The 16666-nt window shown below is 69.9% G+C and carries 14 protein-coding genes and 1 pseudogene; 6 read left to right on the plus strand and 9 right to left on the minus strand.

All coding sequences use genetic code 11. The annotated features are described in order from the left end of the window. Positions 1 to 7: 7 nt before the first annotated feature. Together KZ829_RS13390 and KZ829_RS13395 are read right to left on the minus strand one after the other, a co-directional pair. Positions 8 to 1933, minus strand: a complete 1926-nt coding sequence (locus KZ829_RS13390) for a hypothetical protein (RefSeq protein WP_220144197.1) — start codon at positions 1931 to 1933, stop codon at positions 8 to 10. Continuing rightward, positions 1930 to 2688 carry an ABC transporter ATP-binding protein gene (locus KZ829_RS13395; protein ID WP_220144198.1) on the minus strand — a complete coding sequence of 253 codons (759 nt, stop codon included), beginning with the start codon at positions 2686 to 2688 and terminating at the stop codon, positions 1930 to 1932. Before KZ829_RS13395 ends, KZ829_RS13390 begins: the two co-directional genes overlap by 4 nt. A 94-nt stretch (positions 2689 to 2782) precedes the next feature. On the opposite strand from KZ829_RS13395, the gene KZ829_RS13400 reads away from it, so the two are divergent. After that, entirely contained in the window at positions 2783 to 4663 is a 1881-nt protein-coding gene (locus tag KZ829_RS13400) for a zinc metalloprotease (RefSeq protein WP_220144199.1), read from the plus strand. 56 nt (positions 4664 to 4719) lie between these two features. On the opposite strand, the gene KZ829_RS13405 is transcribed toward KZ829_RS13400, so the two are convergent. Continuing rightward, a complete protein-coding gene (locus KZ829_RS13405; RefSeq protein ID WP_220144200.1) occupies positions 4720 to 5088 on the minus strand; it encodes a MerR family transcriptional regulator in 369 nt (122 codons plus the stop codon). A gap of 63 nt (positions 5089 to 5151) precedes the next feature. Here KZ829_RS13405 and KZ829_RS13410 point away from each other — a divergent pair, with 63 nt between their 5' ends. Both KZ829_RS13410 and KZ829_RS44865 read left to right on the plus strand, forming a co-directional pair. Then, on the plus strand, positions 5152 to 5760 hold the full coding sequence (locus KZ829_RS13410; protein WP_220144201.1) for an NADPH-dependent FMN reductase: 609 nt from the start codon (positions 5152 to 5154) through the stop codon (positions 5758 to 5760). Positions 5761 to 5784: 24 nt separating this feature from the next. Beyond that, a pseudogene (locus KZ829_RS44865) lies at positions 5785 to 6327 on the plus strand (MFS transporter); the annotation flags it as partial. Here the strand turns inward: KZ829_RS44865 and KZ829_RS13415 are convergent. Further along, positions 6228 to 6458 (minus strand): hypothetical protein, encoded by a 231-nt coding sequence (locus KZ829_RS13415; protein ID WP_220144363.1) that lies wholly within the window; start codon positions 6456 to 6458, stop codon positions 6228 to 6230. The pseudogene KZ829_RS44865 and the gene KZ829_RS13415 sit on opposite strands and share 100 nt — an antisense overlap. A 164-nt stretch (positions 6459 to 6622) precedes the next feature. Continuing rightward, the gene (locus KZ829_RS13420) at positions 6623 to 7189 is read right to left on the minus strand and encodes a TetR/AcrR family transcriptional regulator (protein WP_220144202.1); all 567 of its coding nucleotides are present in this window, start codon (positions 7187 to 7189) and stop codon (positions 6623 to 6625) included. A gap of 101 nt (positions 7190 to 7290) precedes the next feature. Between KZ829_RS13420 and KZ829_RS13425 the strand changes: the two genes are divergently transcribed. Beyond that, the gene (locus KZ829_RS13425) at positions 7291 to 8310 is read left to right on the plus strand and encodes an aldo/keto reductase (RefSeq protein ID WP_220144203.1); all 1020 of its coding nucleotides are present in this window, start codon (positions 7291 to 7293) and stop codon (positions 8308 to 8310) included. A 15-nt stretch (positions 8311 to 8325) separates the two neighbouring features. Beyond that, on the plus strand, positions 8326 to 8505 hold the full coding sequence (locus tag KZ829_RS13430; protein WP_220144204.1) for a hypothetical protein: 180 nt from the start codon (positions 8326 to 8328) through the stop codon (positions 8503 to 8505). A 51-nt stretch (positions 8506 to 8556) separates the two neighbouring features. Here the strand turns inward: KZ829_RS13430 and KZ829_RS13435 are convergent, their stop codons facing one another. From KZ829_RS13435 to KZ829_RS13450, 4 genes are all read right to left on the minus strand, one after another. Next, complete coding sequence (locus KZ829_RS13435) at positions 8557 to 9471, minus strand: carbohydrate ABC transporter permease (protein WP_220144205.1); 915 nt, start codon at positions 9469 to 9471, stop codon at positions 8557 to 8559. Between the two features lies 1 nt (position 9472). Continuing rightward, positions 9473 to 10408: a carbohydrate ABC transporter permease gene (locus KZ829_RS13440; RefSeq protein WP_246635593.1), complete on the minus strand. Its 936-nt coding sequence runs from the start codon at positions 10406 to 10408 to the stop codon at positions 9473 to 9475. 158 nt (positions 10409 to 10566) lie between these two features. Then, the gene (locus KZ829_RS13445) at positions 10567 to 11934 is read right to left on the minus strand and encodes an ABC transporter substrate-binding protein (RefSeq protein WP_220144207.1); all 1368 of its coding nucleotides are present in this window, start codon (positions 11932 to 11934) and stop codon (positions 10567 to 10569) included. 344 nt (positions 11935 to 12278) lie between these two features. Then, a complete protein-coding gene (locus KZ829_RS13450; protein ID WP_220144208.1) occupies positions 12279 to 13643 on the minus strand; it encodes a UDP-glucose dehydrogenase family protein in 1365 nt (454 codons plus the stop codon). A 322-nt stretch (positions 13644 to 13965) separates the two neighbouring features. Here KZ829_RS13450 and KZ829_RS13455 point away from each other — a divergent pair, with 322 nt between their 5' ends. Next, on the plus strand, positions 13966 to 16647 hold the full coding sequence (locus KZ829_RS13455) for a cellulose binding domain-containing protein (protein ID WP_220144209.1): 2682 nt from the start codon (positions 13966 to 13968) through the stop codon (positions 16645 to 16647). Positions 16648 to 16666 lie beyond the last annotated feature (19 nt).

Consider the following 16666-nt stretch of genomic DNA (forward strand, 5'->3'; position numbering starts at 1 on the left):
ATCGTGTTCACCCCGCCGGACGGGGACGGCGACCCCACAACACCAGCCCGGCCAGCAGCATCGCGCCACCCAGTGCGACCGCCGCGACGGCCGCGCCGGTCCGGGCGCCACCCTCCAGGTGCGACGCCACGATCCATCCGCCGGAGATGTCGAACACCAGCACCATGAGCCCTTGGGGGACGACCGGGATCCAGCCGACGGTCAGCAGAGCCAGAGCCCAGGCGGTGGCGCGATTCTCCCGGTACCAGTCGGCGTCCCACTTCACCGGGATCGGCGTCTCCGGCGCGCGCGTCCGCTGCCCGGCCGCGGTCAGCACCTCGGCGCCACGGTTGGCCAGCCGGTCGTCGGCCAGCCACGCGCCACCCCACCACGCGCCGACGCCGGCCGCGATTCCGGCCGGCGGAGCGAGCCAGCGCAGGCTCTCCGGACCCCAGATCAACAACGCCATCGGTACGGACGACGCGATCACAGCGGCGCCGGACGCCACCAGCACGCTGATGATGTCGGTCGGATTGTCCGCCGAGGTGGGATGCCGCGGATCGGGCACCGGCCGAACCCGCAGCAGCGACACCCACGCCGGCACCGTGGCACCCGCCCCCAGCACGGCGGGCAGCACCGCGAGAGCGGGCAACGGGTCGACATGCGGAGTGACCAGAACTCCGCCGACGGTCAGCAACAGCGCGATCGGGCTGACCAGAAGCAGCCAGGCGAGCGCCCGCCCGCGCACCTCGGCCCGCTCCCCACCCGGCACGGTGAACGGCATCCACAGAGCGGTACCGTCCAGCCCGACGAGCCCGGCCGACATGGCCGCCGCCCACAGCGCGGTGAAGACCCCCGCCCACGGCACGAGCAGATCCGCGCCGGCGAGCATCGGCAGACCGGCGAGCAGCGCCCCGTAGACGACCGCGAACGCCAGATACTGCACCCGCAGCGGATGCCGTACCCAGGTACGCAGCTCCCGCCCAGCGACCGCCCACACCGGCCCGGGCCCCCACCGGCCGCCCGGAGTCCGCCCCGCGCCGCCCACGCTCACCGCATCGCGCGCGCTCTCCGGGTCGCTCGCACCCGCGGCATCGGACGGGGTCCCTGTACGGAGGCCCGCTGGGCGGCGGGGACGCCATGAGGAGCCGGCCACGAGGGTTCGCCGGACGAGTGCCACATGGGCGGCGGCCGCCACCGCGACCAGCAGCACCAGGCCGGTGATCATCCAGAGGCCCTGGAGCGGCGGGCCGGACACCATGGACACCGGCCAACTGCCGGGGAAGTAGCGCAGCCAGGGGGCGATGTGTTCGGGTGGCCCGTCGAGCAGTTCCGTGATCCACGGCGCGACCGCCCACACCGAGCCGAGCACGCCCATCACGGTGCCGGTGAAGGCGCCGGTCACGACCGCGCCGACCGGGCCGCCGGCGTGCCCGACCGTCTCCAGGGCGACCGCCGAGCCGATCAGGCCGGTCAGCCACAGCAGCAGCGCCCCGAGCCCGGCGACCAGGACACCGCCCGGACCGTACCGGGCGGCGTGCACCGGCAGTGACGCCAGCGCGATGAGTGAGACCACCGGGCCGATGCCGACCGCGGACGCGGCGAGCAGACCGGCTGCCGCGGTGACGCCGCCGACCGGCTCCAGGCGCAGGTGGGAGGGGCGGACCCGGCCGCGGCCACCGCCCAGCATCAGCGGGAGCACGACCCAGCCGAGTACCCAGGTGCCTGCCAGGATGGAGAGGGTGTGCTGGTCACCGCGTACCGCGTACCGGATCAGCCATGCGGCCGCGAGAAGACCGCACAGGCCGGCCACCGCGGGCCCGGGATGCTCGCGCAGCGAGCGTCGCAGCATCGCGACCCGCATCCGGGCGACGAAACCGGCCGCGCTCATCGCACCGATCCCGGCGCGCGCGTCGCCGGCCCGGAGCGAGGGTCGGCTTGCGATCCCGCTCATCGGATCAGCCAGCCCAGGCCGTCGGCGCCGCCGGTCTCGGCGCCGACCAGTTCGACGAAACGGTCCTCCAGGGCGACGCCACCGGCCACCTCGGCGACCGGCCCGGCGGCCACCACGCGGCCCTGGTGGATGACGGTGACCTCGTCGCACATCTGCTCGACCAGCATCATCGAGTGGGTGGACAGCACGCACGTGCCGCCGCCGTCGACGAAGCGGCGCAGCACCCGGCGGATGCTCGCCGCCGACACCGGGTCGACCGCCTCGAACGGCTCGTCGAGCACCAGCAGACGCGGCGCGTGCAGCAGCGCCTGGGCCAGCCCGACCTTCTTGCGGTTGCCGGTGGAGCAGTCGGCGAGCGGGGTGGCGGCCGCCTTGGTGATGCCGAGGACCTCGATGAGTTCGGTGACGCGTTCGGCGGCGGCGCTCCGGGACAGGCCTCGCAGCCCGGCGCTGTAGCGCAGCAGTTCCGCGCCGGTGAGGCGTTCCGGCAGGTCGAGCCCGTCGGGCAGGACGCCGGTGAGAGCGCGGGCGGCGCCCCGGTCGCGGACCGCGTCGACGCCCAGGACGCCGATCTCGCCCGCGTCCGGGACGACGAGACCGACCGCCATGCCGATCGTGGTGGATTTGCCCGCGCCGTTGGGGCCCACGATGCCGTGGAAGGTGCCGGGACGGACGACGAGATCTAGGTTGTCCACCGCCCGGAATGTCCCGAAGGTCTTGCAGAGTCCACGGATCTCCAGGGCTGGGAATGGCATGGCCGTCAGGATAGTCAATGTCTGGACCGCGGGGGTTCCCATCGGTGGAGGTTGATGGCAGCGTGTCCACATGGGATGGAGACGATCTTTCACCGTGACGCTGGTCGCGGCCATCGTGGCGGCCTCGGCGGGACCCGCCGGCTCCGCCGCGGCCGCGCCGTCGTTCGGCTATCTGCAGCCGGGCGGCAAGCCACGCCTCGTCGAGAAGGTGCCGGTCAACGTGGTGTTCGTCGGCTACGAGCCGGCCCAGGTGGCGAAGTCCGGCTTCCTGGCCGAGCTGGCCGGGGAGTACGAGCCGGTGGTCCGTTCCCGGCTGTGGTACGGCGTGACCGAGAAGCTCGGCATCAAGTACCGGTACGACTACCGCCTCACGTACACCGGCACGCCGTACGAGGACCAGTTCTTCAAGCAGCTCGGCAAGCTGGCGAAGCCGGCGCCGCTGACCGCCTACCAGCAGGCCTACAACGACCAGGCGAACAACGTCCTGGACATCGCGAACAACCACACGATCGACGCCCCGAGCGTGGAGAAGTGGCTGGCCTTCCACCCGCCGGCCGGTGTGGACACCCGCCGCAACACCGTCTTCTTCATCAACTGGTACGGGCGCGGCGACTTCAAGCACCACGTCTACACGAAGACCGGTGAGCCCGACCCGGACACCGGCTACGACTTCGGTGTCCAGCGGGAGAGCCGCAAACTGATCGCCTGGGGCGGCACCACCGCCGACGACGAGGAGACCGGCCTGGGCGCCACCCGGCGGGTCTGGTTCCACGATCTGTCGGCCGGCCCGGAGTCCTGGACCAGCAACTTCGATGTGGACAACCCGGATCTCGACGGTGACGGCGTGGTCGACTACCGGATGCCGCCGACCTGGGAGTACGCCACCGGTGGCTTCCGCTCGCCGTCCGCACTCGCCGGTGACCTCGGCAAACTCACCCGGTACGTGGCGCTGAACCTGCTGTTCACCACGTCCCCGCTGTACCCGGTGGAGCTCCCGACCGCCAACCCGCCGCGGACCCTCGACATCGACAACAACACGTACGAGGGCTGGCCGGGTGTCGACGCGTCGGCCGAGTACATTTCGCCGAAGCTGCTCACCGACGAGTTGAGTGAACTGCGCTGGCGCAACCGGTTCAGCCATGACCAGCAGGACCTGCCGTACGACGCCCGCGCCGAGGAGTGCTACGTCGGTGTGCTGACCGGCGAGTCCTGCTACCCGGACACCGGCTACCCGTCGATCGCCAACCTGTACCTCTACAACACCGAGAACCTCGACCGCGCCCTCGACGACCAGGGCAGGGTGGACTACGAGATCCCGCTGTTCAACTACGCGGTCGGTGAGGGTGTGGACACGCCCGGCCTCGGGTTCGCCGACGACAACTACGTCGACGGCGACCAGAGCTACGTGTTCTCGTTCGTCTCCCCGGACGTGGTCGCCTCCGGCTACGGCCTGACCACCACCCAGATCCACGAGGTCGGCCACCACCTGGGCATGAGCCACCCGCACGACGGCTACGACAGCGCAACCGGCGTCGACTACGGCCCGGCCGGCGAGTTCTACTTCGCCAACGCCGGCGACGAGAACAACTCGATGATGAGTTACATCGACGTGAACTGGGACTTCAGCCAGTTCGACCGGGACAACAGCGACCGGTTCCTGACCGCCGCCTACTGGGAGGCCGCGAACCGGCTCGCCGCGACCGTCCCGGCCGGTAGGGGCCGGACCGCGCTGAAGGCCGCCGACCTGCTGCTGGGCGGCGCGTCGAAGGCGTTCGCGTCGCACGACTACCGGGCCGCGTACGCGCTCGCCGACAAGGCCTACAGCACGGTCGCCGCCATCCCGGGCGTCGACGCCGGCTCGGTGTCCGCGCAGATGCGCGCCGAGGCCGAGCAGGCCCGCAAGGGCAGCAAGGTCCACGACACCCACGAGTTCATCGACACGCTGGCCCCGGAGAGCCCGCGCAGCCAGCCGTGACCCCGCGCCGGCCCCGGACTTCCCGGGGCCGGCCCTTCAACCCCGTGGGTGGTCACTCACAGTTCGCAGAGTCGCACTCCGGTGCGCATTTCCGAGAGGTACGACCGGAGCGCGGCCGTCCGTTCCTCGGCCTCCCGGATCAGGGTCTGCGCCACGCCTCCCCAATCGTCCGGGCCCGGATCGTCCGGCAGCGCGGCGAACACCTCGGCGATCTCCCGGACGGTGAGGCCGACCCGCTGCGCCACCTTCGCCACCCGGATCCGGCAGGCCGCGTCGCTACTGAACCGGCGCTGGTCACTGCTGGTGCGCTCGGCCCGGACGATGCCGTGGCGTTCGTAGAACCGAACCGCCGAGGTGGCCACCCCGCTGTCCGCGGCAACCTCCCCGACCGTCAGCGTGTAACTGCTGGAGAGCTGTGCGGTCATTTCCTCATACTGCTCCGCGCCGGGCCTTGACTTCAACATATGTTGAAGGCCGAGTCTGGCCGCATGACTGAGACGTCCGTTGCCGAAGTACCCACCGCCAGCACCGTGGGCGACGAGCCGCTGCGACTCGCGGTGATCTCCGCCAGCGTCCGTGACCAGCGGATGGGGCGGGCCCTCGCCGAATGGGCGGCGTTCCGCGCCGCGGCCGCCGGCGCCGAGGTGGACCTGATCGACTGCGCCGAGTGCGCGCTGCCCGACGACGGCGGACTGCGTCCCGGCGGCAGCGCCGAATCGCCGGTCGCCGAGCGCCTCGACGCCGCCGACGCCTACGTGTTCGTCACCCCCGAGTACAACCACAGCTATCCGGCGAGTCTCAAGCGCCTCATCGACTGGCACTACCGGGAGTGGATGTTCAAGCCGGCCACGGTCCTTTCGTACGGCGTCCACGGTGGCCTGCTCGCCACCGAGCACCTGCGCGGCGTCCTGGCCGAACTGCACATCGTCACCACCCGGCGGGTCGTCGGCCTGAGCCGGCCGTGGTCCGACCTGAGCCCCGCCGGATACACCCCGCCCGCCGACGTGACCGAGGCGTTCGGCTCCGCCGTCCACGAACTCACCTGGTGGGCCGGCCTGCTGCGCACCGCCCGCCGCGAGCGCCCCTACGCCCGCTGATGCCACGCCACACCGAACCGCCACATGGTGCTCGGCGGCACCCTGCTGGACCGGCCGCTGGGCCCGGCGGGCGCCGGCTTCGCGGGCGGTCTGGGGCTGATCGTCGCCGGACTGTTGCTGCTGGGTGGCTTCACCCGGCGGGCCCGCCGGGTGGCCCGGCCGCTGGTCGACCTGCGGCTGCTGGAGCGGCGGCCGTTGCGGGCCGGGCTCGGGGTGCTCAACTGCTTCGGGGCCGCGTACTTCGGGACGATGTCGGTGCTGCCGCTCTACGTGCAGGGGGTGCGGGGCGATCCGGCGGCGCTGGTCGGGACCCTGTTGCTGCCACAGGCGATCACGGTGGGACTGGTGGCGCAGGTGGCGACCCGGCTGGTCGACCGGATCCCGCCGCGGCGGATCGTGCTGACCGGTACGGCCCTCGGCGCGGCCGGTGGCGCCGGGCCGGCCGTGGCCACCATGACCGGGGCCGGCTACCCGTGGATCGTGGCGGCGTCCGTGCTGCTCAGCGCGGGATCGGGGGCGACGCTGATGCCGACCATGACGATCACGTTGCGGGACCTCGACCATGCCGAGACGCCGCGCGGCACGACCCTGCTCGCTCTGGCGCAGCAGCTCTCGACGGCGATCGGCGGGGCGGCCGTCGCCGTGACGGTCAGCGTGCTGGTTCGCGAGCGGACCGGCGGTGGGGGAGTGGCCGCCATGCTCGCCCTGGACCCGGCAGCCCGGGCCGCGTCACGGCCCGAGCTCGCGGCGGCGGTCGGCGCCGCTGACCGGCCGGATCGCAAAGGCGTCCCGACGGCGGTGAGGGCCGGGCGGGTTCACCGGGACCGTCCCGACGGCGGTGGGGCCTGCCGGATGGTCAGGCTCATCGGGGCACGCGCATGCCGGCGACCAGGAGGGCGGCCATCCGGCGCGGGTCGTACCGGTCGTCGCTGCCGGCGCCGATGCAGAGGTTTCCGACCGCGCGCAGCAGCTGGTAGGCGCCTACGCCGGGAATCACCTGGCCGGCCGCGGTGGCGGCGGCGAGCAGGGTGTCGCAGACCGGTACGAGTCGGTCCAAAAAATAGGCGTGCAGCGTCTCGAAGGTGGCGTCGCCGGAGCGCAGCGCCTCGGGCAGGCCGTGCTTGGTGATCAGGAAGTCGACGAACAGGTCGATCCAGCGGGCCATCGCCTCGTGCGGGGTCGCGCTGTCGGCGAGCAGCGCGGGCCCGGCCTCGGCGCAGGCCTCCACCTGGTGCCGGTAGACGGCGACGATCAGGTCGGCGCGGGTCGGGAAGTGCCGGTAGATGGTGCCGACGCCGACCCCGGCGCGGAAGGCGATGTCGCGGACCGGAGTGTCGACGCCGGATGCCACGAACGCCGCGGCGGCCGCGTCCAGCAGGGTCTGCTCGTTGCGGCGGGCGTCGGCCCGTTTCCGCGGCGCGGCGGTCACCTGTTACCTCCGTCACTCCGATTGGTAAACGGAACACGGTTCCGTATGTTGGTTAACGGAACGCGGTTCCGGTTCCACTCACGTTACCTGAGGAGACCGCCATGCAATACCGCACCCTCGGCCGGACCGGCGTGCAGGTCAGCGCCCTCGTGCTCGGCGCCATGAATTTCGGCCGGATCGGGAACACCACCCAGCGGGAGGCCGAGGCCATGACCGGCGCCGCCCTCGACGCCGGCATCAACCTGATCGACACCGCCGACTGGTACAGCGACGGCCAGTCGGAGGAGATGGTCGGCAGGGCCATCGCCGGCCGCCGCGACGACATCGTGCTGGCCACCAAGGCCACCATGCCGATGAGCGAGAACCCCAACCACCGGGGCGGCTCACGCCGCTGGCTGTGCACGGCGCTCGACGACAGCCTGCGCCGCCTCGGCGTCGACCACGTCGACCTCTACCAGATTCACCGGTGGGATCCGGAGACCGGCGACGAGGAGACCCTGGCCGCGCTGACCGACCTGCGACGGGCCGGGAAGATTCGCTACTTCGGGTCGTCGACGTTCCCCGCCTACCGGATCGTGCAGGCGCAGTGGGCGGCCCGGGAACACCGTCTGGGCCGGTACGTCACCGAGCAGCCCAGCTACTCGATCCTCCAGCGCGGTATCGAGGCCCACGTCCTGCCGGCCACCCGGGACTACGGGATGGGGGTGCTGGCCTGGAGCCCGCTCGCGTCGGGCTGGTTGTCCGGGGCGGTCCGGGCCGGCCGGGAGATCACCACGAACCGCTCGGCGATCCTGCCCGAGCGCTTCGACCTCACCATCGCGTCCAACCGGGCCCGGATGGACGCCGTCGAACGGCTCGCCGTGGTCGCCGACCAGGCCGGGCTCACGATGATCCAGCTGGCCCTCGGCTTCGTCACCGCGCACCCGGCGGTGACCAGCGCGATCATCGGACCGCGCACGACGGCCCACCTGGAGGCGCAACTCGCGGCAGCGGACACGGTGCTGCCGGCGGACGTGCTGGACGCGATCGACGAGATCGTCGCGCCCGGGGTGGACCTGGCGGCGCACGAAAAGTTCGACACGCCCCCGGCCCTGCTGGAAGCCTCACTGCGCCGTCGGTGAGAAGCCGCGCCGCTGGTGAGAAGCCACGCCGCGCCGCTGGTGGGAACCCCGCAGAAAGCCGCCGGCGGGAAGGCGCCGGGTGGCAGCACCGCCCGGCGGTGCCTCGCGGGCCGGACCCGGCAGATGGTCGCGGTGCGCCACGGGACGGCGATCGGTGCGGTCGGGGACGCCTCACCCCGTACCGGAAATGGTTGAAGGCCGCACCCTCGCGCGGAGAATGCGGCCTTCGGGGATCTTGCGGAGGGATCAGCCCTTGACGCTGCCCGCGAGCAGGCCGCGGACGAAGTAGCGCTGGAGCAGGAGGAACACCGTGACCGGCACGACGATCGACACGAAGGCGCCGGCGGAGAGCAAATGCCAGGCCGTGCCGCGGGTGCCGCTCAGGTTGGACAACTGCACCGTCATCGGGGAGATCTCCGGCGAGCCGGCGAAGGTCAGCGAGACCAGCAGGTCGTTCCACACCCAGAGGAACTGGAAGATGCCGAACGCGGCCAGGGCCGGCATGAGCAGCGGCAACAGCACCTTGAAGAAGATCGACACGTGGCCCGCGCCGTCGATGCGGGCGGCCTCGATGAGGCTGGCCGGGACCTCTTTGATGAAGTTGTGCAGCAGGTAGATCGCCAGCGGCAGAGCGAACGTGGAGTGCGACAGCCACAGCGTCCAGAACGTGTTGTTCAGACCGGCCTTCACGTAGAGCTGCAGCAGCGGCACCAGGGTGACCTGGAGCGGGACGATCTGCAACGCGAAGATCGCGATGAACAGGATGTTCTTGCCGGGGAAGTTCATCCAGGCGAACGCGTACGCGGCCAGCGACGCCAGACACAGCGGGATCACCACCGAGGGGATGGTGATGACCAGCGAGTTCAGGAAGAAGTCGGCCAGGTTGATGCCGCCGTCGTCGAAGACGGCCCGGTAGTTGTCCAGCGTGACTTCGGGATCGGAGAAGAACGTCCACCAGCCGGTCCGCTTGATCGCCATCTCCGGGCGGAACGAGGAGATCAGCAGGCCGAACGTGGGGATCGTCCAGAGCACGGCGAGGACGACCGCGGCGAGCGACGCCCACGGCGAGGTGAGCCGGTTCTTCGCGTCCGCCGCGGCGGACAGCTTATGGGCTTCCGACTTCGACACCGGCGTGGTGGTGAGAGGAGCTGCGGTGGTCATCTCACGCCTCCGAACGGCGAAGCTGGCGGATGTTGTACACGACGATCGGGATGACGAGGACGAACAGCACCACCGCGAGCGCCGAGCCGAGGCCCTTGTCGTTGCTGCGGAAGCTCTGGCTGTAGAACTCGTTGGCGATCACGTTCGTGTCGAACCGGCCACCGGTCATGGTCTGGACGATGTCGAAGACCTTCAGGGTGCCGATCGCGATGGTGGTCATGACGACCACGACCGCGGGGCGGATCGCGGGCAGCGTGACGAACCGGAACATGCCCCACGGGCCGACGCCGTCGAGGCGGGCCGCTTCGATGATGTCGTCCGGGATCGCCTTGATGGCCGCCGACAGGACGGTCATCGCGAAACCGGCCTGAATCCAGATCATGACCACGATCAGCAGGAAGGTGTTCAGCGGTGACTCGATGAGCAACTGCACCGGCTCGCCGCCGAGCCAGACGATGACCTGGTTGACCAGGCCGATCTGCTCGACGTTGCGCTGGTCGGGGCGGTACTCGTACATGAACTTCCAGATCACCGACGCCGCGACGAAGGAGATCGACATGGGCAGGAAGATCAGCGCCTTGGCGAACGACTCCATCCGGGCCTTGTCGACCAGGATGGCGTAGAGCAGGCCGATGCCGGTCGCCGCGAACGGGGTGACCAGCACCCAGAACGCCGTGTTGCGCAGCACGGTGAGCTGCTCGGCGTCGGTGAAGATCTTCGTGTAGTTGTCCAGGCCGATGAAGTTGCTCAGCGAGGCGTCGAAGAACGACTGGTAGATGGTGCGAACACCGGGGTAGAGCAGCCCGACGCCGAGCATCAGCACGGTCGGGAGGAGATAGAGAGCGGCGACCGCACGGTCGCGCTTGCCGGCCACGCGGCTGGCGGCGAACAGGATCAGGCCGACGACGGCGGCGAACAACAGGATCGCCGCGAACATTTGCAGGATCTTGTCTGAGGTGGTGGAGGCGGTGGTGAACACGCGGCCCGTTCCTCCTTGGCTTGGTGCAAGCGAGAGGTTAAGTGAAGAACAGATGGGGGCGAACTGCCAGGGCCGGTCGGGTATGACCCCCGACCGGCCCCGGTATTACCAGTTCGTCACTTGGGCCAGGACTTCTCGATGTTGTCGAGCGTGGTCTTGGTGTCCTGACCGATGATCCAGGCCGTCGTCTGCTTCCAGAACGAGTTGGCGCCGACCGCACCGGGCATCATGTCCGAACCGTCGAAGCGGAACTGTGCGTTCGGGTCCTGGAGGATGCCGGCCGAGAGCTGGTCGATCGGGTTGGTCAGGTTCGCCGGGTCGAGACCCTTGTTGGCGGAGACCCAGCCCGAGGAGAGCTTGGCCTTGGTGTTCGCCCACACGTCGCTGGACAGGTAGGTCTGGAAGGCCTTGACCTCCGGACGGTCCGCGAACGCCAGGACGAACTCACCGCCGCCGAGGACCGGCTTGGTGGTGGCGTCCTTGCCCGGCAGGTAGAAGGCGTAGATGTCGCCGTCCTTGGCCACCTTGGTGCCGGCCGGGAAGTTGGCCGCGTAGAAGCTGGCCTGGCGGTGCAGCGAGCACTGGCCGTCGAGGATCGGCAGACCCGCGTCCTGGAAGGTGGTGCTGGCGATGCTCTTGACGTCGCCGAGGCCGCCGTTCACGTACTGGTCGTTCTTGAGGTAGGCGCCCACGGCGTCCAGGGCCTGGGTGGCCTCGGGGCCGTTGAAGGGGATCTCGTGCTTGACCCACTTGTCGTAGGTCTCCGCCCCGGAGAGGCGGAGCATGAAGTCCTCCATCCAGTCGGTGAGCGGCCAGCCGGTCGCCTCACCGGACGCGATGCCGGCACACCACGGCTTGCCACCGTCCGCGACGATCTTGTCGCTGAGCGCCTTGAGCTCGTCGAGGGTGGTGGGGATCTGGTAGCCCTTGTCCGCGAACTCCTTCGGCGAATACCACACCAGGGACTTCACGTTGGCGCCCAGCGGCGCGGCGTAGAACTTGCCGTCGACCGTGCCGTAGGCCTTCCAGTCGGGGCCGAAGAACTTGTCGACGTTGGCGGCGGTCTCGGCCGGGGCCTCGACGGCCTTGCCGGTCTTCACCAGGTTCTGCAGCAGACCCGGCTGCGGCACATACGCGATGTCCGGCGGGCTGCCTGCCTCGGCGCGGACCAGGATCTGGGTCTCGAAAGCCTTGTCGCCCTCGTACTTCACCGTGACGCCGGTGCACTTCTCGAAGGGGACGTAGGACTCCTTGTGCGGAGTGTCCTCCGGGGTCACGATGCCGGTGTAGATCGTGACCGTCTTGCCCTTCAGGTCACCGAACGCGGTGTAGGGCGAGCAGTCGATCGCCGCCGCCGACGCGCCGGTGTCGGCTCCGGTGTCGTCGTCGCTGTCGCCGCAGGCGCTGAGGCCGAAGACCAGCCCCATGCTGAGGGCACCGGCGAGCGCGACCCGCGATCGCGAACTCCCACGTTGAACGAACATACCGCTCCCTATGTCTGTAGCGCCTCCGGCGTCTTACGACGCCGCCGTCCGAAGCGCCTCTTGACCCTCAGTCAAGAGGTAACCAGCAAGTTGCGCAATGATTTCCGCGCGATCGAGTCGGTAACGATATCGCTGCGACCCATCGGCACCTTAACCGGTTAAGGAGATTGGCGGAAGAGCCTACCGTCTGCTGAGTTTCACCGGGGCATTATCCCGATTTTTCCGGATAAAACCTTGGGTGAGACGGTTTTGTTGGCGCTACTTCTGGCGATACGGGTCCACTGTCGCAAAAAGGAACCGCCGCACCCCCCGGCGAGGGATGCGGCGGTTCCGGCGACGGTGTTCTAGCGGGCGACTGCGAGGTACTTGTAACCGATCCGGCGCATCCGCTCCGGGTCCAGGACATGGCGTCCGTCGAGCACCACCGGGTTGCGCATCAGGCCGATGAACTTCGACCAGTCCAGCTCCAGGTACTGCGCCCACTCGGTGACCAGCACGACCGCGTCGCAGTCGGCGAACAGGTCGTCGATCGTCGCGCTCAGGTACGGCGCCAGCTCCGGCTGCTCGGCACGGAACCGCTCCGACGCCACCGGGTCGTGCAGCTTCACCCGGGCGCCCCGGGCCAGCAGCGAGTTCGCGATGTCCAGCGCCGGCGCGTCGCGCAGGTCGTCGGTGTTCGGCTTGAACGCCAGCCCGAGCAGGCCGATCTTGCGGCCCTTCAGGATGCGCAGCTCGTCCTGGAGCCGCTCGACGGCGATGGCCCGCTGCCGGCTGTTGACGTCGCGGGCGGCCTTCACGATCGGCATCTCGAGGTTGTACTCGGACGCGGTGGCGATCAGGGCCTTGGTGTCCTTGCCGAAGCAGGAGCCGCCCCAGCCCACGCCGGGCTGCAGGAACCGGGAGCCGATCCGCTGGTCCAGCCCCATGCCGCGGGCGACCTCGGTGATGTCGGCGCCGACCTTGGCGGCCAGCTGGCCGATCTCGTTGGCGTAGCTGATCTTGAGGGCCAGGAACGCGTTGGCCGCGTACTTGATCAGCTCGGCGGAGGCCAGGTCGGTGGAGACCAGCGGGACCGCGTTGGCGTCCTCCGGCCGGGGCATGAAGGTCGGCGGCGTGAACGTCTGGTTGATGATCGGCCGGTAGAGGCGGTTGAGCACCTCGAGGCTGCGCGGGTTGTCCGAGCCGATGACGATCCGGTCCGGGTACAGCGTGTCGGCGATGGCGTTGCCCTCACGCAGGAACTCCGGGTTCGACGCGACCGCGAACTCGACACCCTCCGGCCGGTCCTCCCGGGTGGCGAACGAGTCACGCAGGATGGCGTCCACCCAGTTGCCGCTGCCGATCGGGACGGTGGACTTGTTGACCACCACGGTGAAGTCGTGGTGGAGAGCGTGCGCCACGCTCTCCGCGGCGCCGCGCAGGTAACGCAGATCCGGGCTGCCGTCCGGGGCCGACGGCGTCTGCACCGCGACGAAGACGACATCCGCGCCGGGGACGGCCTCCTCGTACGAGGTCGTGAACGTGAGGTTCTGCGCCGCCTCGGCCAGCAGATCCTCCATCCCGGGCTCGTAGATCGGGCACTTGCCACCGCGCAGCATGTCGACCTTGGCCTGGTCGAGGTCGACACAGGTGACCTCATGGCCGAGGAAGGCCAGGCTGACGCCCGTGGTGAGACCGACATAGCCGGTACCGACAACGCAAACCTTCATGCAATCTCCTCCACCGCTATGCCGGCCCGCGGTTACACCACGTATCGGGGGCGTGGCTCACCGGCCTCTCGTCGGAGCCGGCCGGCCGGTGCCGCCGATGGCACCGACCTGCGTGTTCCGGCCGAATGATACACAGCCTTTTGGCTCACTTTTTGTCACTGAATGTGGCCTTCCATCGTGCCGTGCTCCCTCCTCATCGGCAGTTGAACCGGGAGTGCTGCGAAGGATGCGGAAAGTTTCCGGCTCTTGACAGGAAGATGACGGAGACCGACGCTGCTGGGAGCGCTCCCACTCACGTGTTTCAATGGAAGGGTCATCCCCCATGCGAAGGTCCCCCGGCGGCGCGATCGTCGCCGCCCTCGTAACGGCCGCGACCGCGGTCGCCGTCGCGTCTGGCCCGAACATGGCCTCGGCCGCCCCCGCCGAGCCCTACACCTGGAAGAACGTCCGGATCGACGGCGGTGGTTTCATCCCCGGCATCGTCTTCAACCCGGGCGAGAAGGACCTCATCTACGCGCGCACGGACATCGGCGGCGCCTATCGCTGGACCCAGTCCACCCAGAGCTGGACCCCGCTGCTCGACTGGGTCGGTCAGGACGACTGGGGACACAACGGCGTTCTCAGCATCGCCCCCGACCCGGTCGACACCGGCCGGGTCTACGCGGCCGTCGGCATGTACACCAACAGCTGGGACCCCAACAACGGCGCCGTCCTGCGCTCCACCGACAAGGGAAACACCTGGCAGCGGACCGCCCTGCCGTTCAAGGTGGGCGGCAACATGCCCGGCCGTGGCATGGGCGAGCGCCTCGCCGTGGACCCGCGGAACAACCGGAACGTCTATTTCGCCGCCGAGGGTGGAAACGGGCTCTGGCGCAGCACCGACTACGGGGCCACCTGGGCCAAGGTGTCCAACTTCCCCAACGTCGGCAACTACGTGGCCGACCCGTCCGACACCAACGGCTACCTGAGCCAGAACCAGGGGCTGAGCTGGGTCACCTTCGACCCGGCGTCGACCAGCGTCTACGTGGGCGTCGCCGACAAGGCGAACCCGGTCTACCGGTCCACCGACTCCGGCGCCACCTGGGAGCGGATCGCCGGGCAGCCCACCGGCTACCTCGCGCACAAGGGCGTGGTGCAGGGGAAGTACCTGTTCATCGCCACCAGTGACACCGGCGGCCCGTACGACGGGACGGCCGGCCAGGTCGCCCGGCTGGACACCACCACCGGCGTCTGGACCGACATCTCGCCGACCCCGGTGGCCGACCGCTACTACGGCTACTCCGGGCTCACCGTCGACAAGCAGAAGCCCGGCACGCTGATGGTCGCCACCCAGACCTCCTGGTGGCCGGACGCGATCTTCTTCCGGTCCACCGACTACGGCGCCACCTGGACCCGGATCTGGGACTGGAACGGCTACCCGAGCCAGACGAAGCGCTACACCATGGACATCTCGGCCAACCCGTGGCTGGACTTCAACAGCAATCCGCAGCCGCCGGAGAGCACCCCGAAGCTCGGCTGGATGAACGAGAGCCTGGAGATCGACCCGTTCGACTCCAACCGGCTGCTCTACGGCACCGGCGCCACCCTCTACGGCACCACCCAGCTGACCAACTGGGACTCCAACACCACCTTCTCGATCAAGCCGTTCGCCAAGGGCATCGAGGAGACCGCGGTCCAGGACCTGGCCAGCCCGCCGACCGGGGCGCCGCTGGTCAGCGCCCTCTACGACGTCGGCGGCTTCTACCACGCCGACCTCGACACCGTGCAGGCGAGCTTCCACGACAGCCCGGCGCTGGGAAGCAACACCGGCCTGGACTTCGCCGAGCTCAACCCGCAGTTCTTCGTCCGGGTCGGCAACGCCTCGGCCGCCCCGCACATCGGCGTCTCCAACGACGGCGGCAAGAACTGGTACCAGGGCCAGGAGCCGTCCGGCGTGACCGGCGGCGGCACCGTCGCGGTCGGCGCCGACGCCAACGCGGTGGTCTGGTCCCCGGCCGGCGTGGGCGTGCACTACTCCACCACACGGGGCAGCACCTGGACCGCGTCGACCGGCATTCCGGCCGGGGCCGAGGTCGAAAGCGACAGAGTCGACCCCAAGACCTTCTACGGGTACGCCGCGGGCAAGTTCTACACGTCCACCGACGGTGGGGCGACGTTCACCGCCTCCGCCGCCGCGATGCCCACCGAGGGCCGGGTGAACCTGAAGGCCGTGCCGGGCGCCGCCGGTGAGGTGTGGGTGGCCGGCAAGACCGGGCTGCTGCGCTCCACCAACTCCGGCCAGACGTTCACCACGATCGGCGGTGGCGTGTCGGAGGGGATCAACGTGGCCTTCGGCAAGGCCGCTCCGGGCGCCACCGCCCCGGCGGTCTACCTGGTCGGCACGGTCGACGGCGTGGACGGCGTGTTCCGGTCCGACAACACCGGGGCCTACTGGGTCCGGATCAACGACGACAAGCACCAGTACGGCAACGCCGGCGACGCCCTGGCCGGTGACCCGCGCGTCTACGGCCGGGTCTACCTGGGCACCAACGGCCGCGGCATCCTCTACGCCGACCGGCAGGGCGGGCCGACCTCGCCCACCCCGTCGACGTCGGCCTCCGCCTCCCCGGGCTCGCCCTCTCCGTCGGTCTCGGTCTCCGTGTCCCCGTCGGTCACGGTCTCCCCGTCCGTCTCCGTCTCGCCGAGCACCTCCGCCGGCTGCACCGCCACCTACAAGGTGACCGGGCAGTGGGGCGGCGGCTTCCAGGGCGAGGTGACCGTCAAGAACACCGGTACGGCCACCACCACCGGGTGGAAGGTCGGCTGGACCTACACGGCCGGGCAGACCGTCACGCAGAGCTGGGGCGGCACCGCCACCCAGTCCGGCGCCGCGGTAACCGTCGTGAACGCCGGATACAACGGCACCCTCACGTCCGGGGCGTCCACCACGTTCGGATTCCTCGGCGGCAACACCGGCACCACCAACCCCGTTCCGTCCCCGATCAGCTGTTCCACCACCCCGTAGGCCGGTCCCCGGGCGGCCT

The sequence above is a fragment of the Actinoplanes hulinensis genome (genome assembly GCF_019429605.1).
Lineage (GTDB): Bacteria > Actinomycetota > Actinomycetes > Mycobacteriales > Micromonosporaceae > Actinoplanes > Actinoplanes campanulatus.

What these genes read in the sequence shown, in the direction of transcription:
- KZ829_RS13390 (WP_220144197.1), bottom strand. Translation starts at nt 1,933, where the DNA reads ATGAGCGGGATCGCAAGCCGACCCTCGCTCCGGGCCGGCGACGCGCGC.
- KZ829_RS13395 (WP_220144198.1), bottom strand. Translation starts at nt 2,688, where the DNA reads ATGCCATTCCCAGCCCTGGAGATCCGTGGACTCTGCAAGACCTTCGGG.
- KZ829_RS13405 (WP_220144200.1), bottom strand. Translation starts at nt 5,088, where the DNA reads ATGACCGCACAGCTCTCCAGCAGTTACACGCTGACGGTCGGGGAGGTT.
- KZ829_RS13410 (WP_220144201.1), top strand. Translation starts at nt 5,152, where the DNA reads ATGACTGAGACGTCCGTTGCCGAAGTACCCACCGCCAGCACCGTGGGC.
- KZ829_RS13415 (WP_220144363.1), bottom strand. Translation starts at nt 6,458, where the DNA reads ATGGCGGCCACTCCCCCACCGCCGGTCCGCTCGCGAACCAGCACGCTG.
- KZ829_RS13425 (WP_220144203.1), top strand. Translation starts at nt 7,291, where the DNA reads ATGCAATACCGCACCCTCGGCCGGACCGGCGTGCAGGTCAGCGCCCTC.
- KZ829_RS13435 (WP_220144205.1), bottom strand. Translation starts at nt 9,471, where the DNA reads ATGACCACCGCAGCTCCTCTCACCACCACGCCGGTGTCGAAGTCGGAA.
- KZ829_RS13440 (WP_246635593.1), bottom strand. Translation starts at nt 10,408, where the DNA reads ATGTTCGCGGCGATCCTGTTGTTCGCCGCCGTCGTCGGCCTGATCCTG.
- KZ829_RS13445 (WP_220144207.1), bottom strand. Translation starts at nt 11,934, where the DNA reads ATGTTCGTTCAACGTGGGAGTTCGCGATCGCGGGTCGCGCTCGCCGGT.
- KZ829_RS13450 (WP_220144208.1), bottom strand. Translation starts at nt 13,643, where the DNA reads ATGAAGGTTTGCGTTGTCGGTACCGGCTATGTCGGTCTCACCACGGGC.
- KZ829_RS13455 (WP_220144209.1), top strand. Translation starts at nt 13,966, where the DNA reads ATGCGAAGGTCCCCCGGCGGCGCGATCGTCGCCGCCCTCGTAACGGCC.